Below are 23,514 nucleotides of genomic sequence, written 5' to 3'. Positions count from 1 at the left end.
AGCCGGGGCACCACTCCGTTTACTCCGCGCCCCCGATAGCCGCCCCCGCCCCCGCTCCGTATCAGGCTTTCGGAAACCCGCCCGCTCCTGCCCATGATTGTCAACTACACGCCTACCGGCTGGCAGATCATCTACCAGCAGGCCCACGCCCTGCTGGCGGCCCAGCTGCTGCACCAGTGGCCCGCCTTTCTGCCGCCCGAGCGGTGGGTGGGCTTGCTGGCCGCCGCCGCCCAGCACGACGACGGCCAGCGCCGCTGGGACGGGCGCTACGCCCTCACTCCCGCCGGTGCCCCGGCCGACTTCACCACCAAGGAATTCTCGCTGGAGCAGGCCACCGAGCTGATGCGGCAGGCGCGGTTTCAGGGGCGCTGGCGCAGCCTGCTCACCAGTATGCACCTGGCGTTTCTCTACACCGACATCCAAGACCAGCACCCGGGCCTGGCGCCGTTTCTGGCCGAGCAGCAGCAGTGCCGGCAGCGCTGGCGCCGCGAGCTGAAAGTAGCCAAGGCCGAAGCTCAGCAGGCCTACGCCCTGCTGCAGTGGTGCGACCGGCTCAGCCTGATTCTGTGCCGCCACGAGCTGCCCGAGATGGAGCGCGCCCTCGAAGTCAGCCAGGGCCCCGACGGCCGCCGCTACGACGTGGCCCGGCGCGCCGCCGACCAGGCCGTAAAGGTGACGCCCTGGCCCTTCGCGGCCGCCGAGTTCAGCGTCAGCGTGGAAGCCAGCCGGCTGTCCCAGCTGCAATTCCGCGACGACGAGGAGCTGAGCCAGGCGTTGCGCCAAGCTCCGGTGGAAGTGCTGCAGTGGCAGCTGCGGGCGCCGGCCGGCTAAGCTCCGGCGCAACCGTGGGCGCCCTGTGGGCCGTAGTAGCTGCGCGGCCCGTTGGGCCCCGGCCCCTTTTTGCCTGCTTCATGTCCACGTCCTTCCGCTTTTCGGCCATTCCTTCGCTGTTTGGGTCCACCATTACCCAGTTCAACGAAAACAACTCGCTGCGCCTGGCCGCAGCCCTGTCCTACAACGCGGTCCTGTCGCTGCCGCCGCTGCTGCTCATCGTCATTGCCACGGCTGGGGCCTTGTTCGGTGAGGAAGCGGTGCAGGGCCGGCTGTTTGCCCAGCTCAACGGCCTGGTGGGCGCCGACGCGGCCAAAACCATTCAGGACTCCATCAGCGCCATTCACCAGCAGCAGCAGGGAGGCATGTCCGCGGCGCTGGGCATTGGGGCGCTGGTGTTCACGGCTACCACGTTTTTTGTGACCCTGCAGGAAAGCCTCAACAGCATCTGGAACCTGCGCGTGAAGCCCCGCTCCAACATGGGCACCGTCAAGCAGTTTATCCGCGACCGGGTGCTCTCGTTCGGCATCATCCTGAGCGTGGCCCTGCTGCTGCTGATTTCCTTTGTCATCAGCGCCCTGCTGAGCTTGTTTACCAGCTACCTGCAGCGGCTGCTGCCCGACATGGCCGTCATCTTCATCCGCCTTATCGACTTCGTGCTGTCGGTGGGCGTGACTACGGCGCTGTTTGCCCTTATCTACCGCTTTCTGCCCGATGCCATCATCCGCTGGCGCGACGTGTGGGTGGGCGCGCTGGTGACGGCGTCGCTGTTCGTGCTGGGCAAGTTCATCATCACTTTCTACATCTCCCAGGCCGAGCCCGGCTCGGCATTCGGCGCCGCCGGCTCCCTCATCATCCTGCTGATCTGGATTTACTACTCTTCCCTGATCATCTTCTTCGGCGCCGAGTTTACCCAGCAGTACGCCGACTGCTACGGCCAGCACGTGCAGCCCAAGGCCCACGCCGAGCGCATTGAAATCCGAGCCGTGCCGCCGGGCGAGTCCCAGGAAGAGCAGAGCACCGGGCGCCCCCACGCCGAGGGCCGCTGGCGCGCGTAGCCGCCCGAGTTACCCGCCTGCACTGGAGCGGCGCGCACCAATTCGCTCCCGGTCAGCGTTACGCTGGTAACTCACCGCCCACGGGGTTGCCGCCATGAAACGCCTGTTCCTTGCCCTGCCGCTGCTGGCGGCCTGCACCACCGATTCCGACGTCCGGCCCGACCCCGGGCCGGCGCTGTACCGCGTGCGCTTCGAAACCACCTGGAGCGCCGCCACTCACCCCCAGGACTTTCCCGCCGACGCGCACTTTTCGCGCCTGATTGGGGCGGCGCACCACGGCGCGGCCGCCTTGTTCCGGCCCGGCAGCCCGGCCAGCGTGGGCATTAAAGACTTGGCTGAGCGGGGCCACAACGCGGCGCTGATCGGTGAAATAAGGGGCCTGCAGGCAACCGGCGCGGCCGCGGCCCTGCTCGAAAGCCATCAGCTCTACACGTATGTGCCCGGCGAGCTGGTCGACACCGTGGCCCTCAGCGCCCGGCACCCGCGGCTGAGCGCCGTGACGATGATTGCGCCCAGCCCCGACTGGTTTGTGGCCCTGGAAAGCGAGAACCTGCTCGACGAGGCGGGCTGCTGGCGCCTCCACGCCGTGGTGCCGGCCCGCGCCTACGATGCCGGTACCGACAGCGGCCCCAGCTTTGCCTCGCCCGACCAGGTCACCAGCCCCGCGCAGCCCATCCAAATAATTACCAATGGCCCGCTCTCCCGCAACGGCGCGGTGGCCCCGTTAGGCGTTTTCCACCTCGACCGCATCCGCTAAGCCAGCGGGGGAATTGCCGTACCTTGCGGGGAATATCCCCTCGCGTATGACCCGTTATTTTCTCGTTTTGGCCGCGGCGCTGCTGCCGCTAGGCGCCATCGGCCAGTCCAAGCCGGCCACTGCTTCTGCCACCGCCCAGCTGGAAAGCGAAATAACCGCGGAGGTTTGCCGCGACTTTGAAAAGCAGCACAAGGTTCGCTCGCTCGACCAGCTCAGCAAGGACGAAGCCATGACCCTGATGCAGGAAGCCATGAAGCGCTCCATGATGAGCCGCGCCAAGCAGGTGGAGAAGCTGATGAAGGACGCTGGCGACAACTCGGCCGCCGTGCTGCGCGAAATGGGGCAGCGCGTGGGCGCCCGCCTGGCCAGCGAATGCCCCGTGGCCCTGGCCCTGTTTACGCGCCTGGCCGGCAACACCGCCGCCGTGCAGTCGGCCGACCTCACCATCGGCGACGCCGAACGGCCGCTGCTGACCCGCCTGGCCACTGCTATGTGCACCGATCTGACGGCCGTGGACGCCCAGCAGCCCCTGAGCCAGATGAGCAAGGAAGCGCGCACCGGCCAGATTCAGCAAAGCATGCAAAAAGTCCTGAAAGACCACGCCCGCGAGGTCAGCGAGCAGTACGGCCCCGAGCTGTTCATGGACGCGGATCGGATGCGCGCCCTAGGCATTAAAGTAGGCGGGCTAATGGCCGGCCAGTGCCCCAAGCTGGTGGCCACCTTCGGCCAGCAGTAAGCCCAGTAGCCGTATCAACGACAACGGCCCGGTTCGCGCACTGCGAACCGGGCCGTTGGGTTTTTAACCGGGGAGCTAGGCTACCTTTTCGCCCTGCTTCACGGCCAGCTGCCCGCAGGCCGCGTCGATGTCTTTGCCGCGCGAGCGGCGCAGATTCACCTGCACGCCGCGGTCGGCCAGGTATTTCATGAACGGGATGAGGCGGTCTTCGTCGGCGTTCAGGTAGGCGGCGTTGCTGATGGGGTTGTACTCGATCAGGTTCACCTTGCAGGGAATCCACTTGGTGATTTCCAACAGGGCCTTGGCGTCGTCAATCGAGTCGTTGATGTTGTCGAACACGATGTACTCGTAGGTTACCATGCGCTCGGTGAGCTGGTGGTAGTACTGCAGGGCTTCCTTGAGCACCGGCAAGGAGTTCGTTTCGTTGATGGGCATGATCTGGTTGCGCTTCTCGTCGGTGGGCGCGTGCAGGCTCAGCGCGAGGTTGGCCTTCACCCCGTCGTCGGCCAGCTTCTTGATCATCTTGGAGATGCCGGCGGTGCTGATAGTGAGGCGGCGCGCGGCCATGCCCAGGCCCTCCTTGTTGTCGGTAATGCGCTCCACGCTTTTCACCACGTTGGCGTAGTTGAGCAGCGGCTCGCCCATGCCCATGTACACGATGTTGGTGAGCGGCTTGCCAAAGTTTTCCTCAGCCTGGCGGGCGATGATGGCTACCTGGTCGAAGATTTCGGCCGCGTCGAGGTTGCGCTTGCGCTCCATGTAGCCGGTGGCGCAGAACTTGCACGTCAGCGAGCAGCCTACCTGCGAGGAAACGCAGGCCGTCATGCGGTCATCCTTCGGAATGAGCACGCCCTCCACGATATGGCCGTCGTGCAGGCGGAAAGCCGACTTGATGGTGCCGTCGGCGCTCTGCTGCTGCTGGTGCACCTGCACGGCGTTGATGACGAAGTGCTCTTCGAGCAGCTGGCGGGTGCTGAGCGAGATGTTGTTCATCCCGGCAAACGAGCTGGCCGCGTTGCGCCACAGCCACTCCAGCACCTGCTTGGCGCGGAAGGGCTTTTCGCCGTGCTCCACAAAAAAGGCTTTCAGCTCGTCGGCGGAGAGTTTGCGAATGTCGCGTCGCGAAGAGGCAATAACGGGCAGCGTAATCATAGCACAAAGGTACAACCAAACAGCTGCTTAGGTTCCCGGCCCGTCGCTCCGGCGGCTAGCCCCGCTTGTGCAGCCAGGCCGCGGCCTCCTCGGCCGTGTCGAAGTACTTCACCTCGAGCGGGGTTTGCAGCTGCATGACTACCTGCGCCGTGCCCAGGCGGTTGAACACGTTCTGCGACTGCACCACGGCGCAGTGCGCGTAGCCGCTTTCGCTCACGGCCCGCGGCACCCACTCCTCGCTCAGCCACTGCTGGTCGATGGGCGCGATGGGCGGCATGTTGCGGTGGTCGGTCAGAATGCGGTTCAGGCGCTGCTGCTTGAGCACGCTCAGGGCCTGCTCGTAGAGGGCGCGCAACTCCCCGCTGCTCATGGGCGCGCCCGTCCAGCTCAGGTGCACGTAGGCCTGCGGCTCGGCCCCCACGGCACCGGCCGCGTTGCGAAAATAGACGTGAGTGGGCAGGGAAGCAGGCATCAGCAGCTGGGCACCGTGAATGGTAAAATAAGGCGAATCTCACCGCCTGTGCAAGCCATTTATGGGACTTTTCTTTTCTACCGTTCGGTCATCTAACGCGTTTAGCTTGCCCCGGCTGCAGGCGGGCTCAGGCGGTTGGCTACGTCCGGCGGCAGCGGGCGCAGCTTGCGGGTATTGTAGTCGAAGCAGAGCATACCGGTTTTGGCGCGGGCTATTTCGCGGCCGCCGGTGGTCAGCACGTGGTACACCACGTCGAAGCCGTACTTGTGCGGGTCGGCCGCGGCCAGGTGCACGCGCAGCACGTCGCCGTAGAACCCTTCACCCTTGTACTCCACCGCCACGTCGGCCATGATCATTCCCAGCCGCGTGGCGGGGTCAAATTCGCTGAGCTGCAGGTGGGCCAGAAACTGCACCCGGGCCTCGTGGAGCAGGCTTACCAGCGCATCGTTGCCCAGGTGGGCGCCGTAGTTAAGGTCGGTAATGCGAATCGGCAGCTCCACTATGGTGGAAAACGCCTCGGGCAGAGCTATTTTTACTCGGGCCATACTCTTCCGTGATTAAATTGGCGAAAACAACGCCGGTACCAGCGGACAAAGCTACGCCTCAACCACCCGGCCAGGTGCTTCTCTCGCCGTTCCCCACTTCCAAAACGCCAGTTCCCTCCGCTATGAAAGTAGAAGTACGCACCACCGCCGATGGCTCGAGCACGCTGTACGTGCCTTCCCTCGACGAGCATTACCACTCCACCCACGGGGCCATTCAGGAAGCCCGCCACGTGTACCTGCAGGCGGGCCTGGAGCCCGCGCTGGCTTTGGCGACCAAGGGCCCGCTGTGGGTGCTCGAAGTGGGCTTCGGCACCGGCCTCAACGCCCTGCTCACCCTGCAGCACAGCCTCGACGCGCCGCTGCCCATTTTCTACGACACCATTGAGAAGTACCCGCTGTCGGCCGCCGTCATCCGCCAGTTGGGCGCCGAGCGCTACATTCACTGCCCCGAGCTGCTCGACTGCTACCAGCAGCTGCACGCGGCGGGCTGGGGCGTGCCGGTAGCCCTCACCCCGCAGTTTGCCCTGCACAAAATCATGGGCGCGCTGCAAACCACCGACTTGTCGGAAGACACTTACCAGGTGATTTACTTCGACGCCTTCGCGCCGGAAAAGCAGCCCGATATGTGGACCGACGCCATTTTTGCCCAGCTCTACGCCGCGGCCGCGCCCGGCGGCTGCCTGGTGAGCTACTGCGCCAAGGGCTCGTTTAAGCGCAGTCTGAAAGCTGCCGGCTGGCAGGTAGAGGCCATTCCCGGCCCGCCCGGCAAGCGCGAAATGACCCGGGCCTGGAAGCGGTAGCCCTCCAGCAGAGCCAGCAGGCATCACCCGCTGGCTCTTTCTTTTCTCACCCTTCGTTCGATGAGTTACTTGCGGGCCGCGTTGCTGGTGCTGGGTTTGGCCGTTCAGCAGCCCTTCACTGCCGACCCGGTTATTCGGGCCGAGAAGACCTACTTCGAGGCCGTGCGGGCCCGCGACGTGCCCTTGCCCAAAGCCCGGCCGGGCGAGTGGCGCCACGACCATCCCGAACCGGAACAGACCTTTGCCCAGTACCGCCAAAGCTTGATGCCCGGCGCCGACTCGGCGCGGCGCACCATTTACCTGCAGCCCCTGGGCTCGTTTACCCCGCTGCAGCAACGGGCGCTGCGCGAAACCCGCCGCTACCTGGCCGCCTTCTTTCAGACTCCGGTAGTGCTGCAGCCCGCACGCACGCCTTTCGTGCCGGCCCACACCCGGCGGCGGCTCGGCAAAGGCCCGGAACAAGTGCTGGCTTCCTACTTGCTGGAAAGCCAGCTGAAAGGTCAGCTGCCGCCCGATGCTTTGGCCCTGATGGCCTTCAGTCCCCAGGATTTGTACCCGCGCCCCGACTGGAACTACGTGTTTGGGCTGGCCTCCTACCCCGACCGGGTGGGCATTACCTCGCTGTACCGGCTGCAGGGCGGGACGCTGACGCCGGATAACTTTGCCCGGGGTCTGGCCCGGCTCATCAACCTGTCCTCGCACGAAATCGGCCACATGCTGCTCTTGCAGCACTGCCTGCGGGCCCGCTGCGCCATGAACGGCACCAACAGCCTGGCTGAAACCGACGCCACGCCCAACCGCTTTTGCGCCGAGTGCCAAGCCAAACTGTACCTGCGCCGCCGCTACGACAACCGGCAGCGGCTGCGGGAGCTGACGACTTTCTTTCAGGACCACGGGCTGCGCCGCGACTACCAGCTGGCCCGGCAGGATGCGCGCGGGCTGAAGTAGCGCGGCGGTCTTACTTTCGTCTTTTCTCCCCGTCCGTTCTATGCTGCAACGTCTCGCTCAAGCCCTATTTCCCGCCCGATTTGCTGCTGCCGACGATCGGTCGTTTGGCTTGTTTGGCCAGCGGGGTTTGCCCGAGCTGCTGCGCCGCCGCCGCTGGCGCGAAGTAGAGCAGGTGCTGCTGGCCGCCCAGCCCGACGAGCTGAGCTTGCTGCTGGACGAGCTGTGCCTGACCGACCGCTACACCCTGCACCTGCGGGCCTACCTGCAGGCAACCGATTCGGAGCTGGGGCGGCTGGTGCAGGGCGTGTACGACACTCACCGGGCCTGGGAGGCGCGCACCAGCAACTGGGCAGCCGAGGTGACGGAAGCGCAGGCCGACGGCTTCGTGCATTACCTGCTGGCCGCGCACCGCAGCCTGTCGGCCGAGTACGCGGCGCCGGGCCTGCAGCTGGAGGCGCTGGCCCGGCGCATTCGGGTGGAAATGGGGTTGAACGAGCTGCCGGAAGCCCACAAGACCTTCGCCGCCGCCGTGAGCCTGCACCCCGACCACGTGCTGACCTACCTGAACTACTTCAAGGCTCTGTCGCCGCGCTGGCTGGGTAGCCGCGACGAGCTGCTGGAGCTGATAACCTTCGCTGAGAATCCCGACACCCGGCAGCTGCTGCGGCTGGTGTTTCTGGTGGAGATGTTCAGCGACCTGCAGCAGGAAGACGAGCTTACTGCCGCCACCGAGCTGCGGCGCCAGCACGCGGCCACCCTGGAGGAAGCGCTGCAAAGCCCGCTGCCGCCGCTGAGCAGCACCATGAAATCGATTTACGCCCACAACTACTGGGCCTGCCTGTGCAGCATTCTGAACCGCGACGAACCACGCCGGGCCGCGCTCCGGCAACTGGGCACCCGCTTCACGCCCTACCCCTGGGCCTACTTCGGCGCCAAAACCCCGGCCCAGATCCGGGCACTGCAGCTGGGCTGACCAGCCCGGCCGGCGGCCGCGCGGGCCCGCTTCGCGGCCAACCCGCCGGCCCGATTGGATAACCCCGCCCGGCGCTTGAAAAAACGACCTGTCGTTTTACCGAAAACGCTAGGTCGTTTTCCCAAACACGATAGGTCGTTTTGCCCGTGACGACCTAGCGTTGCCAGCCCACCCCGGGCGGGACCGGGGCAAACCGGAGGGGTAGTTTCCCCCGCGGCCGGCCTGCAGTGCGCCGGCAGTTCAGCTGCCGGCTGGCGCGGGGTAGCCGGAAAGCGGCTTCTCGCGTAAGCTGGCAGAGCACTATGAGCCGTCAATTTCTCGAAACCGAAGGCCCGGGATGGGTCGAGCAGGGCATCATCAGCCCCGAGCAGCACCAGCGGCTGCTGGCTTTGTACCCCGAGCAGCACCAGCCCATCGGCCTGCTGCCGCTGCTGGGCAGCGGGCTCATTGGCCTGAGCGCGCTGAGCGTGGTGGCGGCCAACTGGCAGGCCCTGCCCGAGTGGCTGCGGCTGGCCTTGCTGATTGGGGCGCTGCTGGGGGCTTACGCGGGCAGCGAGTACTTTCTGCGGCGCGGGCAGCGGCCCCTGGGCATCGGCCTGGCCGGGCTGGGGCTGGTAGTGTTTGGGGCAGCCATTGTGCTTACCAGCCAGCTGTACCAGCTCATTGGCTACGACGCCACCGGGCTGCTGGCCTGGGTGGTGGCGGGCGTGGCACTGACTTATTTGCACCAGAGCCGCGGGCTGTTTCTGCTCACCGTGGCCATTGGGCTGCTGACGCAGGGCTACAGCACGGCCGAGCTCAGCGGCTACAGCTACGCCACGCTGGCCCTGACGGCCGGCGGACTGGGCTACTACTGGTGGCGGCGGCCCGACTCGCTGGGCGGAGCGGTGCTGGCGGCCGGGCTGCTGGGCCACGCGGCGCTGTTCATCGGGCACCAGCACCTGAAAATCACCTGGTTTTTTGTGCCGGCCATGCTGGTGTACGCCGCCGGCGACTGGCAGCCGCACCGGCCCGGCGCCCGCGCCCTGCAGGGGCCGCCGCTGGTGGCCGCGTTTCTGTTTATGCTGGGGCTGGCCATGTTCGGCGAGGCGGGTTCCTACACCGATCTGCTGCGGCCCCAGCTGCTGGCCTACCTGGCGGCGCTGCTGGGGGTATTTGTGGTGTCGGTGGCGGGCAAGCGGGCCCGGGGAAGGCTGAGCGGGGCTACCGACTGGCTGCTGCTGCTGCCGGGCTTTTACTTTCCGGCGGGGCTGCCGCTGGCCGTGGCGGCGCTGGTGGTGCTCTATGCTTACTCGGGCTCGGTGCTCTGGCGCGGGCAGCACGAGCAAAACGCCGACCGTATCAACCTGGGCACGACGCTGTTTGTGCTGACCACGATGGTGGCTTACTTCAAGCTGACCTGGGAGTTTATCGACAAGTCGCTGTTTTTCCTGCTGGGCGGGGCGCTGCTGCTGGGCCTGAGCTGGTATTTGCGCCGCCAGGCCCGCCGCGGTCTGCCCGCCGACTCGCCCTCCAACCCGCCGCAATGAACGCGCTCTTCGCCCTCACTCCCGAGCAGCGCCGCCGCGGCCGGCGCCTGGCCGTGGCGGCCCAGGTGCTGTTTGTGCTGGCCGTGGCCGCGGCCGGTTATGCCACCGACTACTTCGGCCATAGCGTGGCGCTGCGCACGGCGCCGGTGGATGCGCGTGACCTGCTCTACGGCGACTACGTGGTGCTCAGCTTCCGCATCGGCCAGCTCGACCGGCAGCTCTGGCGCGGGGCCAGCCCGCCGCGACGCCATCAGCCGGTGTACGTGGAGCTGCGCCCGGCACCCGATGGCAGCTACGAGGCCGTGGCCGTGCACGCCGCCGAGCCCGCGCGCGTACCGGCGGGGCACGCCGTGCTGCGGGGCTGGGTGCGCAATACCTGGCGCACGGGGCTGGGCATCCGGTACGGGCTGGAAAAATACTTCGTGCCCGAAGCCAGCCGCGAACTGCTGCGCAAGGCGCGGCGGAGCCCGTTGCTGGTGCACGTGCGGGTGGCAGGCTGGAGCCAAGCCCGCATTACCCGCGTGGAAACGCTGCCGGCCGAGTAATCAGCTGCCGAACTGCCAGATGCGGGTGGGCGTGACGCAGGCGTGCAGGGGCACGTCGCCGGGCCAGGCGTCGAGGATGCGCGCCACGGGCGGCTCGAGGCTGAGGCCGATGCGCCGGGCGTCGGGGCGGCAGAGGGGCAGGAAACGGTCGTAGAAGCCCTTGCCGTAGCCCACGCGCTGGCCCTGCTCGTCGAAGGCCAGCAGGGGAATGAGAAGGGCGTCGAAGGCGGCGGGCGGCAGCTCGGGGGCGTCGAGCGGCTCGGGAATGCCCCAGGCGTTTTCGCGCAGGACGGTGGCGGGCGTGAGCTGGTGGTGGGTGAGGCGGCCCTGGGCGTGCGAAACGGGCACGGCGACCTGCACGGGCGGCTGCTGCCAGAGCCGGTGCACGATGGGCCAGGTATCCAGCTCACGCTGGCGCAGAATGGGCAGGAATACGTGCACCGTGCGCCAGCGGGCCACGTCGAAGCCGGCAAAGAGCTGGTCGGCCACCTGGGCGCTGCGCTGGCTAAGCTCGGCTTCGGTGAGGGCCAGGCGGCGGGCGAGCAGGTGGCGGCGGAGGTCGGCTTTCAGCATGGGCAGGCGGGGTTTGCTCCGGGTGCGGGTGAGTTTGGTCCGGGGGCGGCGGGTTTTGCTCCAGCGGCGGCTGGTTTCAGTCCGACCGCCGGGAGTTTACGTCAAGTCAAGGCGTGTTACGCGCAAGTCGAAGGGTGTTATCGTCAAGTTGAATGGGGTTACACTCAAGTAGAAGGGTATTATCGTCAAGTTCGAAGGGTATAGCGTCAAATGAATCGGGTTACGCTCAAGTCGAAAGGTGTTGCGCTCAAGTCGTGGTAGGTTACGCTCAAGTCGAAAGGGGATACGCTCAAGTAGAAAGGTGTTATCGTCAAGTCGAGGTGGGGTAACGTCAAGTCGGGGTAGTTTATCGTCAAGTCGCAGGGGGTTATCGTCAACTCAGACTGGGTTATCGTCAAGTCGGGAGCTGGTTTTCCTGGTTCGGTTCCAGGACGGAGCAGCGGTGGCGGCGCGGCATAAAGAAGTGGTGCCCCGGCTGGGAGCCGGGGCACCACTTCTTTATGCCGGGGCTAATCCTTTACCGTGACGAAGAAGCCGAGCTTGGGCTGCATACCGGCCAGCAGGGCGCCCACGGCGGCCCGCTCCCAGGTGGCCTGGCTGGTGGTGCGCACGTACAGGTCGTTGTCGGTGAAGCCCAGGCCGGCCACGAAGGCCAGGGCCGAGCTGACGCGGGCCCGCTCGGGGCCGTCGACCCACTCCAGGCTGAGCAGGAAGTCTTCGTCGAGCACCAGCTGGTAGGGCGCCAGGTCGACGGTGATGGGGCCCTTCTGCACGGCCGAGGTGACGATGATGTCGCGGGCCACCAGCTTCACGTCGGAGGGCTTGCCGTTGGGCAGCAGGCGGTAGAGGTTGACGCGAAAGGTGAGCGGGCCGGCGTGGTTGTAGGCCACGTTGAAATTGGCGTTGAGCAGCAGGGTGGGCCGGCGCTTGAGCTGGATGATGCTGCCGATTTCGGTGCCCAGGTCGTTGGACGAGAGCGACAGGGTGCCGCCCTCCTTGTCTTTGTCGAAGCCCAGGCGGTGGGTGCGCTTGTACGGGCCCTTGGCTTTGACTTTCACTTCCTGCAGGGCAATGGCCTCGGGGGTGAGCTGCAGCTGGGGCTGGCGGGCCAGCTCTTCGAGCAGCAGGCGGCGCGGCCGGAAGCCCAGGCTGGAAACGCGCACGGTGTCGCGGGCGTGGGCGGTGCTGAAGGGCAGCGCGTAGCGGCCCTGCTCGTCGGCCACGGTGCCGATGCCCTTACCTACCAGCCCGATGTTGACGAAGGGCAGGGCTTCGCCGGTTTTGGCGTCGGTGACGCGGCCCTGAATGGTTTGGGCGGCCAGCGGCGCGGCGAAAAGCAGCAGCGCGGCCAGCAGCCACGATGCGCGGCGCGGGGCAAGGGCAGGTAGGAGCGGAAAGCGCATGCGAACTTATTCTTCTTCGATGACGGTGAACTGAAGGGCCAGCGGGTCGAAGGCGGCCAGCAGCTGCTCGATGAAGGCGGGGTTGTTGATGAGGATGCTGAGCACGTTGTCGTGGCGCTCCTGCAGGCCGCCGTCGGGGAAGAGCTTGTCCTTGAGGGCCGTGAGCTGGCCGTAGGCGGTTTCGTGGCGGGCTTCGGCGGCTTTCTGCAGGCGCTTTTCGAGGCCCGAGACGATGCCGCCCACTTTCTGCTGCTCGGCGGCCACGGTTTTAACCAGCGTGGGGTCGAGGCGCTGGGCCAGGGCCGACACGGCGGCGAAGGCGGCGGCCAGCTGCTGCTGTTGCTCGGCCAGCGACACTTCTTCCTGCCCCAGGGTAGCGCCGACCTGCTTTTTCAGCTCGGGCAGGGGGTGGAACAGGTCGTCGGTAGCCAGGCCCAGCTTGCGCAGCTTGCCCAGGTGGGTGCGGCCCACGTAGAGGGCCGAGTTGCGCGGCAGCACCACGGGCATGGGCACCCGGTAGTGGTCGAACACGCCCTTGAGCTGAAACCAGTAGGCGACTTCGGCCCCGCCGCCCACGTAGCAGAGGTTGGGCAGGGCCAGCTCCTGGTAGAGGGGGCGCAGCACCACGTTGGGGCTGAACCGCTCGGGATGGGCCTGGGCTTCGGCTACGGCCTCGGCGGGGGTGAAGCGCCGGTTGGTATTGCGCACCACGAGGTGGCCGTCTTCCAGCTCGAGCCGCTCGCGGCGGCCTTCGGAGGTGAGGTAAAACAGGTTGAGGGGGCGGGCGTAGACCTGGGGCTTGTACCCGGCGGCCTCGAGTTGCTGGTTGCTGGCCTGCACGGCGTGGTAGGCGGGCTGGCGCTGCAGCTCCTCGTGCAGCACCGGCACCAGGGCCTGCTTCAGTTCGGCGTCGTCGGGCTCGAGGCTGACCAGGCCGTACTGGCCGAACAGCGCGTGCACCAGCCGGCGGGTGGCATCAGCCAGGGTGGCGCTGTGCTCGTAGGCCTCGCGGAAGCCGGCGGGCAGCTCGGCCGGCAGCTGGCTGAGGATGGCCTCGGTGAGCCCGTCGAGCGGCAGGCGCCCCACCGGGCCGGCGCCGCTGCCGTCCACCGCCCACTCCAGGCGCTTGCCGAAGAGGTGGAAGTGGTTGATTTCGGCAAAGTCGTGGTCTTCGGAAGCCAGCCAGTACACGGGCACGAAGTCGTACTGCGGGTAGGCGTCTTTCAGCTGCCGGGCGAGCTTGATGACCGTCACGATCTTGTAGACGAAGTATAGCGGCCCGGTCATGAGGTTGAGCTGGTGGCCGGTGGTGACGGTGAAGGTGGTGTCGTGGGCCAGCAGCTCGAGGTTGGCCTGCACGGCGGCGGGAACTTCGGGCAGGGCTGCGTACTGGCGGCGCAGGGTGCTCACCAGGCGCTGGCGCGCTTCAGCGGAGTAGTGGGCCTGCTTGTCGTGCACCTGCCCGGCAAAGGCTTCCAGCGAGGGGAAGCGGTGGTAAAACGGCTGCAGTGCGGGGCTTTGGGCCAGGTAATCCGTAAGCAGGGGGCTGAAGGCGCCGGTAGCGGCGTAGGGCAGACAGTGAGCGGGCATGGGCGGGGAAGGAGCGTTGGGGCTGCAAGGTTCGCAAAAAAACCGCGCGGCCGGGCCAGGGTTCGAGCACAACCTTTTTTTCCGGGGCGCGTCATGCTAGCGGCGCGGCATTTCGGTATATTGCCTGAACCACCCACCCCCTCGTTTCCACCCACTTATGGATTTTTCTACGCTTCACTGGAGCTGGCTGGCGGCCCTGGCGCTGCTGCCCTGGCTGTATACCCTGTGGCACATTCGCCGCGGCGAGTTCCCGGGCCGCTGGGAGCGGCGCCGCTGGCTGCAAACGGTTATCTGCCTGCCCGGCATCGGCATGTGGCAGTACTGGACCAGCGGCGTGCACCGCCGCAACCTCTCGCACTAAGCGTCTGCGCCAGCAGCGGTGCGGCCTGCTGTCATTGCGAGGCGAAGCCGAAGCAATGACAGCAGGCCCCACCGCTGGCACCGCCCAAAATAAAGCACCGCCCGAAACCGATAATGCCGGTTTCGGGCGGTGACTGTTTTACGGCTGGTTCGTTGGCCAGGACCGATTGCTTCGCCTTGCTCGCAATGACAGCGGGGGCTACCCTCGGGCGGGCTTACTGCACCACCTCGCCGTAGAGGTCGAAGTCGGAGGCGCTGGTAATCTTGACCTGGGCGAAGTCGCCGAGGCGCACGTACTGGCTGGTGGCGGGCACCAGCACTTCGTTGTCGACCTCGGGCGAGTCGTACTGGGTGCGGCCCACCCAGTAGCCGCTTTCCTTGCGGTCGAAGAGCACCTTGTAGGTCTGGCCCACCTTGGCCTCGTTGAGTTCCATGGAAATGCCCTGCTGCAGCTCCATGATGGCGTCGGCGCGCTGCTGCTTCACTTCGTCGGGCACGTTGTCTTCCAGCGTGTAGGCGTGGGTGTTGTCTTCGTGCGAGTAGGTGAAGATGCCCAGGCGCTCGAAGCGGGCCTGCTCCACGAAGTCGTAGAGCTCGGCAAAGTCCTGGCCGGTTTCGCCGGGATGGCCGGCAATGAGGGTGGTGCGCAGGGCAATGTCGGGCATGCGCTGGCGAATGGTGTCGACCAGCTCCAGGGTGCGGCGCTTGCTGATGCCGCGGCGCATGGTCTTGAGCATGTTGTCCGAGATGTGCTGCAGGGGCATGTCGAGGTACTTGCACACGTTTTCGCGCTCCTGCATCACGTCGAGCACTTCCAGCGGAAACTGCGAGGGGTAGGCGTACTGCAGGCGAATCCAGTCGATGCCGTTCACGTCGGAGAGGCGGCGCACCAGCTCGGCCAGCTTCCGCTCGCCGTATTTCTCCAGGCCGTAGTAGGTCAAATCCTGCGCAATGAGAATCAGCTCCTTGGTACCCAGGCGGGCCAGCTTGGTGGCTTCCGTCACGAGGTTTTCCATGGTCTTGTCCACGTGCTTGCCGCGCATCAGGGGAATGGCGCAGAACGAGCAGGGGCGGTTGCAGCCCTCGGCAATCTTGAAGTAGGCGTAGTGCTTGGGCGTGGTCAGCAGCCGCTCGCCCACCAGCTCGTGCTTGTAGTCGGCGTTCAGGGTTTTGAGCAACTGCGGCAGCTCCAGGGTGCCGAAGTAGGCGTCGACCTGGGGAATTTCCACTTCGAGCTGGTCTTTGTAGCGCTGCGAGAGGCAGCCGGTCACGTACACCTTGTCGACCTTACCGGCCTCCTTGGCGTCGGCGTACTGCAGGATGGTGTCGATGCTTTCCTGCTTGGCGTTGTCAATAAAGCCGCAGGTATTGATGATGACCACGCCCGCCTCGTTCTTGGTCGACTCGTGGGTCACGTCGTAGCCGTTGCCGCGCAGCTGGCCCATCAGCACTTCCGAGTCGACCAGGTTCTTGGAGCAGCCCAGGGTGATGACGTTGACCTTGTTGGCCCGATTGCCTTTTACTTTCATCTGCAGTAGCGCGAAGGTTGGCTTCGCGTATCGTTGAGCGGCGCCACCCCGCGGGGAAGCACCTAATCCTGAACAAATTGCCCGCCTCTCGCCGCCGGCGAAAATCGGAGCGCAAAGGTACGCACGGCCCAACGCCTTTTCCTAGCTGGAACGTTCCTTTGGCTCAGGGGTGCCGCAGCGGCACGGAACGCTTCATCAGGATATCGGTTTGCTCGTCGTCGCCCAGGCGGAACACGTGCTGGCCGAACGCCACGAAGCCGTTTTTCTGGTAAAACCGGATGGCGCGCGGGTTTTCTTCCCACACGCCCAGCCACAGGTATTCGGCCCCGGCCCGCGCGGCCAGTGCCAGAGCCTGGTCGTAGAGCGCCTGCCCCAGCTGCTGGCCCTGGTAGTCGCGCAGCACGTAAATGCGCTCGATTTCCAGGGCGGGGGCCGCCTGCGCTTCGGTTTGCGCCGGGCCGGTGTTGACTTTCAGGTAGCCAACGACGCGGTTATTCAGCGTCGCGAGGTAGAAGGCCGAGTTGGGGTTGCGCAGCTCCGCCGTCAGCTTTTCGCGGGAAAAGCCTTCTGCCAGGTAAGCCTGCATGTTCGGCGCGGAATTGCTGGCCGCAAACGTCTCAACAAACGTCTGCCGGCCAATTTGCTGCAATTCGGCCACGTCCTCGACGGTGGCGGGCCGGATGGTAAGCTGATTCATATTCTGTCTTATGGAATGAGGCTGCCGCCTGAATGAATTGCCAAGCGGGCTGCGGACCTTCGGGACTTTCAGCTGCCCGACTAGCCTTTGCGAAACATGACCCTGCCCGAGATTCTGCAAACCACGTATCCGCTGCCGGCCGCCTCGCTGGCAAAAATCCAGGCCCTGGCCGAGTACGTGGAGCTGCCCAAAGGCACGCTGCTGTTTCGCGACGACCAGTTGGCCCGGCACATCTACGTGCTGCAGCACGGTCTGGCGCGGATTTTTGCCCGGCGCGAGGAGCAGGAAGTCACCTTCTGGTTTTCCACCGAAGGCGCGGTGCTGGTTTCGATTCGCGGCTACACCGAGCAGGCCCTGAGCTACGAAACCATTGAGTTGCTGGAGGACAGCCGCTTGTTTCGGCTCAACATGCACGCGCTGCAGGAGCTCTACCGCACCGACGTGCACCTGGCCAACTGGGGCCGGGTGATGGTGGAGCGGGTGTGGCTGCAAACCGAGCAGCAGCTCATTGCCCGGCAGTTTCGCAGCGCCGCCGAGCGCTACGCCGACCTGTTGCGCCAGAACCCGCAGCTGCTGCAGCGCGTGGCGCTGGGCCACATTGCGTCCTACCTCGGTATCAGCCAGGTTACCCTGAGCCGCGTGCGCGCCCAGCTCAAACAGGCCCCGCGCTCCTAGGGCGAAACGGCCTTCAGGCCCAGCACCGAGCCGATGAGCGTGGCAAGGAAAAACAGGCGCGCGCCGGTTAGCGGGTCGCCGAACACAAGCACGCCCAGGACGGCGGTGCCCACGGCCCCGATGCCCGTCCAGACGGCGTAGGCAGTGCCCAGCGGCAGCTGCGCCAGACTGAGGTTGAGCAGGTAAAAGCTCAGGGCCGCGCAGCCCGCAAAGCCCGCGTACCAACCCACCGACGCGGAGCCGGTGGCCAGCTTGGCCTTGCCCAGGCAGAACGCAAACGCGACTTCAGCCAAACCGGCCAGGACCAGAAATACCCAATGCATAGCGAAAAGGAAACGTGAGGCGACAAAGGTCCGGGCGCGCCGCCGCGTTTCTTTTTACCAATGTTAAAAACGCCATGCGCCCGCCGCCCCGCACCTACAAGCCCCGGCCGCCGGTCAGCACGCCGTAGGCGCCTGGCACCACGCGACGCAGGGTAGCGCCCAGCGCCACGGCTAGGGCCATTATGGCCAGCGGCAGCAGCAGGAAGGTAAGCAGCTGCTGGTTGGGCCAGCGCAGCAGCACCGCCTCGGTGGCGTAGTTGATCAGGGGCACGTGCACTACGTAAATCATGAACGCAAAACCCGTCAGCCACTGAAACCAGCGGCGGCGCATGGCCGTGCGCACCAGGGCGTTGGAGCCAAACCACATGACCAGAATGCCCAGCAGCTCGGCCGCTTTGTGCAGCAGCAGCATGGGCAGCACCGGCGGCTGGTCGAGGTGAAAAGCCAGCCAGGTTTTTACGCTCAGCAGCATCACCCACAGGGCCGCAAACGGCAGCAGCCGAAACCAGCGCGGTTGGAGCAGCACCTCTTTGTCGCGGCGGCGCAGCCACACGCCCAGGGCAAAGAAAAGCAGCCCGGAGCCCTCAAACAGCGGCGGCAGCCCAAAGTCGACCAGCCACAGCAGCCCCGCAATGCCGAAGTACACCTTTGGGGCGTGGTCCAGGGCCTTGCGCAGCCAGGGATAGGTGAGGTTGTACACCAGCAGGCTGCGCAGAAACCAGAGCTGAAACGGCACCGGCATCAGCAGCCAGCGAATCAGCAGCTCGCCCGGCGAATAGCCGCTTACGAAGGGATTTTCCGGCCCAAAAATGCTCAGAGCCGCATTCTGCACCAGCAACCGGGTGTAGGGGTGCTGCTCCAGCGCCCAGGTGCCGGCCAACCCAATCAGGCTCCACAGCAGGTAAGGCACCAGCAAGGTGCGCACCCGCCGCTTCACGCGCTGCCCGTGCGGCGTGCCTGCGTCGTGGTGGGCGAAGAGGTAGCCCGAAATGGCAAACAGGATGGGAATGCGGAATCGCAGCAGGCCGTTGGCCAGGAAATACTGCAGCCAGGTGCCCACCGACAAGGCCTCGTCGACGGGCGTAGCGGGCTGCAAGTAGCGGGAGTGCAGGTTGTAGGCGTGCACGTACACCAGCATCAGCATGGCTACCAGCGACCAGAACCGCAGCTTCTGGCTCAGAAACGGGTCGAGGCGCGCGGGCGCTACCAGCGGCGGAACGGAGGCTTTGTAGACGACTTGCATATTCAACCAGATGCAGCTGATGGCGCATCGGTTGGCTAGTTAGGCAGATAATCGGTCCGGCGCACTCGCACAATCGGGTGAGTTCCGTCAGGCAGCTTGTGCCTCAACGCGCCGCAGCCGGCGACCTGGCAATCAGGGCCTGCATCAGCTCCTGCGCGGCGGCCAGCACCGGTCCGCCGAGCGCGTCCTGCCACAGCGCGTCGAACGGGGCCTGCCCGAAGTGCAGGCCCGAGGGCGTGAGCATGCTGATGCGGGCTGTGCCCTTAGCTGGAGCGGCGGGCCGCGGCTGCTCCCAGGGACCAATCTGCGCTGCTACCCGCTCGCCGGCAGCTAGCAGCGCCTGAATCGGGTCAGCCAGCGAATCGTCGGGCCGCTCCCACACCACGCCGGCGCCGCTGTAGTTGTAGTAGCGGGCTGTGCCATCGGCGTAGGCCGCCACCAGGTCGAGTCCCTGCTCCAGGCCTACTTCCACTACTACGCCCAGCACCTGCTTGGCCTGAGCCGGTGGCGGCTGGTGGCCCAGCTCCCGCAAGGCCTGCCAGGCTTGCAGGTACTGACGAGCTTCGAGTCCTTCGGTGGCCAATACCCGGCGCAAGGCCCGCTCGGCTGCAGCCTGGTTGTTCTCTTGCATGGCCTGCTGAGCTGCTACAAACCACGTCCACGGCGCCGTGTCACCCAGGCCTGAGTCCGGTCGCGGCCACTCGGCCAGGGGTAGGTCGCCGAACATTACCTCACGAATACCGGAGGCCGGGGGCGCCGGGGCAGCACCGCGGAGCTTGTTGAAGAGTTGTCGAAACATGGAAGTCAACGCGGAAAACCGGCCCAAAGTAACGCAAAAGCGCCCCCGGCGCGGGACCGGGGGCGCTTTATTAGCAGCATGGGAAAACCAGCTTTACTTTTTCGAGAACAGCGAATCGACGAAGGTGCGGCGGTCGAACAGCTGCAAATCGGTCATTTTCTCGCCCACCCCGATGTAGCGCACGGGCACGTTCAGCTGGTCCGAGATGCCGATGACCACCCCGCCCTTGGCCGTGCCGTCGAGCTTGGTAATGGCCAGGGCCGATACCTCGGTGGCCTTGGTAAATTCCTTGGCCTGCAGGAAAGCGTTCTGGCCGGTGCTGCCGTCGAGCACCAGCAGCACCTCGTGCGGGGCGTCGGGAATCACCTTCTGCATCACGCGCTTGATCTTGCTCAGCTCGTTCATCAGGTTCACCTTGTTGTGCAGGCGCCCGGCGGTGTCGATGATGACCACGTCGGCCTGCAGGTCCACGCCCTTCTGCACTGCGTCGTAGGCCACCGAGGCCGGGTCGGTGTTCATGCCGTGCGAGATAACGGGCACGCCCACGCGCTGGCCCCAGATGATGAGCTGGTCGACGGCGGCGGCGCGGAAGGTGTCGGCGGCGCCCAGCACCACTTTCTTGCCCGCGGCGTGAAAGCGGTGGGCCAGCTTGCCGATGGTAGTGGTTTTACCCACGCCGTTGACGCCCACCACCATGATGACGAAGGGCTGGCCGGTGGTGCCAGCGCGCTCGAGCACGGCCGTCGAGCCCGCGTCGGGGCGCTGCAGCAGCTCGGTGATTTCCTCGCGCAGAATGCGGTCCAGCTCGCCGGTGCTCACGTACTTGTCGCGGGCCACGCGCTTCTCGATGCGGTCGATGACCTTCACCGTGGTATCTATGCCCACGTCGGCGTGCACGAGCAGGGTTTCCAGGTCGTCGAGCACCTCCTCGTCGACCTTGCTCTTGCCAACGACGGCTTTGCTGAGCTGGTCGAAGAAGCTGGTTTTGGTTTTCTCCAGCCCTTTGTCGAGCGACTCGCGCTGCTCGGGGGCTTCCTTGTCCTTCTTAAAGAAATCGAACAGGCCCATAAGAGGTCTGAGGGGTTAGGTCTTAGGGCTTAGTCCGGACGGACCAGCCAGAAAATGGGCCAGGAGCCAATGGGACCGGGCAACTAAGACCTAAGCCCTAATCCCGAATCCCTAACACGCAAAAAAGTCCCACGGAAAGGCGGGACTTCTTCACTATCGGTAGGAGTGCGCGGCGCGGTTGCCCGCGACCGAATCGAACTGCAGTTGAATCCTCAGCCCGCCGGTGCGCACCCGCTGCTCAGGCTTACTTAACGCCGGTGGCGATGAACTCCTGCACCTTGTCGACGGGCACCATTTCCTCCTTGAAGGTGTAGGCGCCGGTTTTGGGCGAGCGGACGGCGCGAATCACTTTCGCCCAGTCTTTGCCGCCCGGGGTTTTCAGGGTAGCTACTACTTTCTTAGCCATGGCTTAGCTTACTTGATTTCCTTGTGAACGGTCATCTTCTTGAGCACCGGGTTGAATTTCTTCAGCTCAATGCGCTCGGGCGTGTTCTTGCGGTTCTTCGTGGTGATGTAGCGCGAGGTGCCCGGCTGACCCGAGTTTTTATGCTCGGTGCATTCCAGAATCACCTGCACCCGGTTTCCTTTCTTGGCCATCGTGGTAGTGACAGGGCGTGGGTTTCGATTTCAGGACTGCAAAGGTACAGACCTTTTTCGATTTGGCAAATGCCTGAGTTATTTGTTATTGGTTTATTGTTTTTCGCCGCGGGTTTACCGGTGGCCTCAGGCCGCATTACGAGCCGGGCTGACCCCGCAAAACAAACCACGAGCAACGCAAACCGACCCGCTTATTTCAGGGCCGGCAGGCGAAAATCGTCGAGGGCGCTGGGCTGGGCCATCATCCGCTCCACCTCCGCCACGGTGCGGGGCGCGTCCTTCGAGAGGTTTTCGGGGGCGCTACTGGTCACCAGAATATCGTCTTCGATGCGCACGCCGATGTTCCACCATTTCCGGTCGCAAGGGCTGCCCTCGGGAATGTAGATGCCGGGCTCCACGGTGATGACGTTGCCGGCCTTGAGCGGGCCGTAGCTGCCGCGGTCGTGCACGTCGAGGCCCAGGTAGTGCGAGGTGCCGTGCGGAAAGTAGCGCCGGGCTTCCGCGGCCGTCTTCACGATGCCCAGCTTCACCAGCCCGGCTTCCACCACGGCGCGGGCGGCTTTGTCGGGGGCCTGAAACTCGTTGCCGGGGCGGCAGGCGGCAATGCCGGCGTCCTGGGCGGCCAGCACCAGCTCGTAGATCTGCCGCTGCTCAGGGCTGAACTTGCCGCTGGGCGGGGCGGTGCGCGTCACGTCGGCGGTGTAGCCGTGGTACTCGGCGCCGCAGTCCATCAGCAGCAGCTCGGTGCCCAGGCGGGGCTTGTCGTTGGCAATGTAGTGCAGCACGCAGGCGTTGTCGCCGCCGCCCACGATGCTGGGGTAGCCCTCGAACTCGGCGCCGTACTTGCGGTACACGTACTCGTGCAGGCCCTGCACTTCCATCTCACCCATGTCGGGCCGCAGGGCTTTCATCACTTCCTGCTGGCCCACGGTGCTGATGCGGATGGCCCGGCGCAGCAGCTTCAGCTCCTCGGGCGTTTTCACCTCGCGCAGCTGGTCCAGCACTCCGCCCAGGGCCGTGGCGTCGAGGCGGGAAGCGGGCCGCGCGGCCATTACTTTCTGGCGGTCGGCGTCGGTTTCGGCTTTCAGGTAGGTTTGCACGTAGGCGTCGGCCGACACGGCGGCACCCAGGCCGGCCAGGTAGGGCCGCAGGTTGGCGGCCCCGCTTACGCCGTAGCGCTGAATCATTTGGTGGGCGGCGGCCAGCTGCGGGCTGAAGTCGGCGGGCACTTCGGCCTTCTGGCGGAAGGTGGCTACCAGGTCGAACAGGTCGGCGGGGTCCTGCGCATCGTTGCGCACGTCGGCGGGCAGCTCGGTGAAGAGCACCCGGCTGAAGCGGTTCCAGGCAATGGGGGCGGCGGCAAATTCGCGGTTGTCGGCCACGTACTGCAGCTTCAGTTGCTGGCGGGTGCCCTCGGCGCCCAGGCGGCGGCCGGTCCATTGCTCGGCCCGCGGGTCGCGGGGCTGCACGAACAGCGCCTCCGTGATGCCCGTCTGGCTGCCAATGGTCTGCGGCTCCTGAAACAGCAAGAGCACGGCGTGGGGCTCGTCGTAGCCGGTGAGGTAGTACAGGTCGGGGTTCTGGTGGTAGCGGAAGTCCACGTCGTTGGCGCGGTTGCGCACCGGGGCGGCAAACACCGCGGCTACCGCACCCGCGGGCAGTTGCTGGCGCAGGGCCTCGCGCCGGCCGCGGTGAAAGGCCGGGTCCAGAAAATCCTGGGGCCGGCCGGGGCCGGCCGCGCGCTGGGCCAGGGAGGGCTCGGCCAAGGCCAGCAGGCCACCCAGCAACAGGGCGGCGGGCCGGGCCAGCGCGGCAAAACGACGAAGCAGCATAACAAGCAGAAAACAGCCGACGGACGGAACGGAGGCCGCCGGGGAGCACGGAAAAGGGGAATGGCGCCGGCGAGAATACCAGGAACCGGCCAAAACCAAAGAAGTGAGAATCCGGCCAAGGTTGCTGCCCGCGGGCAACATTCCCAACCAAATTCTCACTTCTGGTAAGCTTGCAACGCCCGCCAGGGCGCGGCGGCATTAGTACGTGACGAAGCCTTGCTGCTTGGCTTTCTTGAGCACGGCCATGATGCCGTTCTTGTTGATGGTGCGGATGGTGGACGTAGCCACTTTCAGCGTCACCCAAGCATCTTCCTCAGGAATGTAGAAGCGCTTCTTCTGCAGGTTCGGGAAGAACTTGCGCTTGGTTTTGTTGTTGGCGTGCGACACGTTGTTACCAACGCGGGTGCGCTTGCCGGTCAGATCACAAACTCGGGCCATGGCTATGTGTGTACTTGAAGTGACAATGCGGGAAACAGGGC

The 23,514-nt window shown here is 65.5% G+C and carries 27 protein-coding genes; 11 read left to right on the top strand and 16 right to left on the bottom strand.

Features of this window, described 5'->3' with window-relative positions:
- Positions 1–93 precede the first annotated feature (93 nt).
- From ACE191_RS15380 to ACE191_RS15365, 4 genes are all read left to right on the top strand, one after another.
- Positions 94–831, top strand: a complete 738-nt coding sequence (locus ACE191_RS15380; RefSeq protein ID WP_400193123.1) for a DUF3891 family protein — start codon at positions 94–96, stop codon at positions 829–831.
- Positions 832–911: 80 nt separating this feature from the next.
- On the top strand, positions 912–1,889 hold the full coding sequence (locus tag ACE191_RS15375) for a YihY/virulence factor BrkB family protein (protein ID WP_400193122.1): 978 nt from the start codon (positions 912–914) through the stop codon (positions 1,887–1,889).
- A 94-nt stretch (positions 1,890–1,983) separates the two neighbouring features.
- Entirely contained in the window at positions 1,984–2,646 is a 663-nt protein-coding gene (locus ACE191_RS15370) for a spondin domain-containing protein (RefSeq protein WP_400193121.1), read from the top strand.
- A gap of 46 nt (positions 2,647–2,692) precedes the next feature.
- Positions 2,693–3,382: a hypothetical protein gene (locus ACE191_RS15365; RefSeq protein ID WP_400193120.1), complete on the top strand. Its 690-nt coding sequence runs from the start codon at positions 2,693–2,695 to the stop codon at positions 3,380–3,382.
- 75 nt (positions 3,383–3,457) lie between these two features.
- Here ACE191_RS15365 and rlmN read toward each other — a convergent pair whose 3' ends face one another.
- From rlmN to ACE191_RS15350, 3 genes are all read right to left on the bottom strand, one after another.
- A complete protein-coding gene (gene rlmN / locus ACE191_RS15360) occupies positions 3,458–4,534 on the bottom strand; it encodes a 23S rRNA (adenine(2503)-C(2))-methyltransferase RlmN (RefSeq protein WP_400193119.1) in 1,077 nt (358 codons plus the stop codon).
- A gap of 55 nt (positions 4,535–4,589) precedes the next feature.
- Positions 4,590–5,006, bottom strand: coding sequence for an STAS/SEC14 domain-containing protein (locus ACE191_RS15355; RefSeq protein ID WP_400193118.1), 417 nt, complete (start codon positions 5,004–5,006; stop codon positions 4,590–4,592).
- Positions 5,007–5,107: 101 nt separating this feature from the next.
- Entirely contained in the window at positions 5,108–5,551 is a 444-nt protein-coding gene (locus ACE191_RS15350; protein ID WP_400193117.1) for a thioesterase family protein, read from the bottom strand.
- A 122-nt stretch (positions 5,552–5,673) separates the two neighbouring features.
- Here ACE191_RS15350 and mnmD point away from each other — a divergent pair, with 122 nt between their 5' ends.
- The 5 genes from mnmD (at position 5,674) to ACE191_RS15325 (ending at position 10,346) form a co-directional block, all read left to right on the top strand.
- On the top strand, positions 5,674–6,351 hold the full coding sequence (gene mnmD, locus ACE191_RS15345; RefSeq protein ID WP_400193116.1) for a tRNA (5-methylaminomethyl-2-thiouridine)(34)-methyltransferase MnmD: 678 nt from the start codon (positions 5,674–5,676) through the stop codon (positions 6,349–6,351).
- 60 nt (positions 6,352–6,411) lie between these two features.
- Positions 6,412–7,299 carry an archaemetzincin gene (locus ACE191_RS15340; RefSeq protein ID WP_400193115.1) on the top strand — a complete coding sequence of 296 codons (888 nt, stop codon included), beginning with the start codon at positions 6,412–6,414 and terminating at the stop codon, positions 7,297–7,299.
- 40 nt (positions 7,300–7,339) lie between these two features.
- Entirely contained in the window at positions 7,340–8,272 is a 933-nt protein-coding gene (locus ACE191_RS15335; protein ID WP_400193114.1) for a hypothetical protein, read from the top strand.
- A 302-nt stretch (positions 8,273–8,574) separates the two neighbouring features.
- On the top strand, positions 8,575–9,801 hold the full coding sequence (locus tag ACE191_RS15330; protein ID WP_400193113.1) for a DUF2157 domain-containing protein: 1,227 nt from the start codon (positions 8,575–8,577) through the stop codon (positions 9,799–9,801).
- Entirely contained in the window at positions 9,798–10,346 is a 549-nt protein-coding gene (locus ACE191_RS15325; protein WP_400193112.1) for a GDYXXLXY domain-containing protein, read from the top strand. The genes ACE191_RS15330 and ACE191_RS15325 overlap by 4 nt, the downstream gene beginning before the upstream one ends.
- Here ACE191_RS15325 and ACE191_RS15320 read toward each other — a convergent pair whose 3' ends face one another.
- From ACE191_RS15320 to bshC, 3 genes are all read right to left on the bottom strand, one after another.
- Entirely contained in the window at positions 10,347–10,919 is a 573-nt protein-coding gene (locus ACE191_RS15320) for a 5-formyltetrahydrofolate cyclo-ligase (RefSeq protein ID WP_400193111.1), read from the bottom strand. It lies immediately after the preceding gene.
- 509 nt (positions 10,920–11,428) lie between these two features.
- Complete coding sequence (locus ACE191_RS15315) at positions 11,429–12,322, bottom strand: carboxypeptidase-like regulatory domain-containing protein (protein ID WP_400193110.1); 894 nt, start codon at positions 12,320–12,322, stop codon at positions 11,429–11,431.
- Between the two features lie 6 nt (positions 12,323–12,328).
- Positions 12,329–13,912 carry a bacillithiol biosynthesis cysteine-adding enzyme BshC gene (bshC, locus tag ACE191_RS15310; protein WP_400193109.1) on the bottom strand — a complete coding sequence of 528 codons (1,584 nt, stop codon included), beginning with the start codon at positions 13,910–13,912 and terminating at the stop codon, positions 12,329–12,331.
- Between the two features lie 157 nt (positions 13,913–14,069).
- On the opposite strand from bshC, the gene ACE191_RS15305 reads away from it, so the two are divergent.
- Entirely contained in the window at positions 14,070–14,273 is a 204-nt protein-coding gene (locus ACE191_RS15305; RefSeq protein ID WP_400193108.1) for a hypothetical protein, read from the top strand.
- Positions 14,274–14,487: 214 nt separating this feature from the next.
- Here ACE191_RS15305 and rimO read toward each other — a convergent pair whose 3' ends face one another.
- Both rimO and ACE191_RS15295 read right to left on the bottom strand, forming a co-directional pair.
- Positions 14,488–15,801, bottom strand: a complete 1,314-nt coding sequence (gene rimO / locus ACE191_RS15300; protein WP_400193107.1) for a 30S ribosomal protein S12 methylthiotransferase RimO — start codon at positions 15,799–15,801, stop codon at positions 14,488–14,490.
- Between the two features lie 163 nt (positions 15,802–15,964).
- A complete protein-coding gene (locus ACE191_RS15295) occupies positions 15,965–16,498 on the bottom strand; it encodes a GNAT family N-acetyltransferase (protein ID WP_400193106.1) in 534 nt (177 codons plus the stop codon).
- Between the two features lie 96 nt (positions 16,499–16,594).
- On the opposite strand from ACE191_RS15295, the gene ACE191_RS15290 reads away from it, so the two are divergent.
- Complete coding sequence (locus tag ACE191_RS15290; RefSeq protein ID WP_400193105.1) at positions 16,595–17,173, top strand: Crp/Fnr family transcriptional regulator; 579 nt, start codon at positions 16,595–16,597, stop codon at positions 17,171–17,173.
- On the opposite strand, the gene ACE191_RS15285 is transcribed toward ACE191_RS15290, so the two are convergent.
- The 8 genes from ACE191_RS15285 to rpmB form a co-directional block, all read right to left on the bottom strand.
- On the bottom strand, positions 17,170–17,496 hold the full coding sequence (locus tag ACE191_RS15285) for a DMT family transporter (RefSeq protein WP_400193104.1): 327 nt from the start codon (positions 17,494–17,496) through the stop codon (positions 17,170–17,172). The genes ACE191_RS15290 and ACE191_RS15285 overlap by 4 nt on opposite strands.
- 94 nt (positions 17,497–17,590) lie before the next feature.
- The gene (locus tag ACE191_RS15280) at positions 17,591–18,739 is read right to left on the bottom strand and encodes an acyltransferase family protein (RefSeq protein WP_400193103.1); all 1,149 of its coding nucleotides are present in this window, start codon (positions 18,737–18,739) and stop codon (positions 17,591–17,593) included.
- Positions 18,740–18,842: 103 nt separating this feature from the next.
- Complete coding sequence (locus ACE191_RS15275) at positions 18,843–19,538, bottom strand: hypothetical protein (protein ID WP_400193102.1); 696 nt, start codon at positions 19,536–19,538, stop codon at positions 18,843–18,845.
- Between the two features lie 93 nt (positions 19,539–19,631).
- A complete protein-coding gene (ftsY, locus tag ACE191_RS15270) occupies positions 19,632–20,606 on the bottom strand; it encodes a signal recognition particle-docking protein FtsY (RefSeq protein ID WP_400193101.1) in 975 nt (324 codons plus the stop codon).
- A 244-nt stretch (positions 20,607–20,850) separates the two neighbouring features.
- Positions 20,851–21,012, bottom strand: coding sequence for a DUF4295 domain-containing protein (locus tag ACE191_RS15265; RefSeq protein WP_151078600.1), 162 nt, complete (start codon positions 21,010–21,012; stop codon positions 20,851–20,853).
- Positions 21,013–21,020: 8 nt separating this feature from the next.
- The gene (gene rpmG, locus ACE191_RS15260; RefSeq protein ID WP_045689232.1) at positions 21,021–21,203 is read right to left on the bottom strand and encodes a 50S ribosomal protein L33; all 183 of its coding nucleotides are present in this window, start codon (positions 21,201–21,203) and stop codon (positions 21,021–21,023) included.
- Positions 21,204–21,394: 191 nt separating this feature from the next.
- On the bottom strand, positions 21,395–23,035 hold the full coding sequence (locus ACE191_RS15255) for an aminopeptidase P N-terminal domain-containing protein (protein ID WP_400193100.1): 1,641 nt from the start codon (positions 23,033–23,035) through the stop codon (positions 21,395–21,397).
- A 198-nt stretch (positions 23,036–23,233) separates the two neighbouring features.
- Positions 23,234–23,473 (bottom strand): 50S ribosomal protein L28, encoded by a 240-nt coding sequence (gene rpmB, locus ACE191_RS15250; protein WP_400193099.1) that lies wholly within the window; start codon positions 23,471–23,473, stop codon positions 23,234–23,236.
- Positions 23,474–23,514: the final 41 nt, after the last annotated feature.

Origin of the sequence: Hymenobacter sp. B81 (genome assembly GCF_044628455.1) — a bacterium.
Classification (GTDB): Bacteria; Bacteroidota; Bacteroidia; order Cytophagales; family Hymenobacteraceae; genus Solirubrum.
Note: the sequence above shows the minus strand (reverse complement) of the source record. Positions and strands in the feature narration are given on the sequence as shown.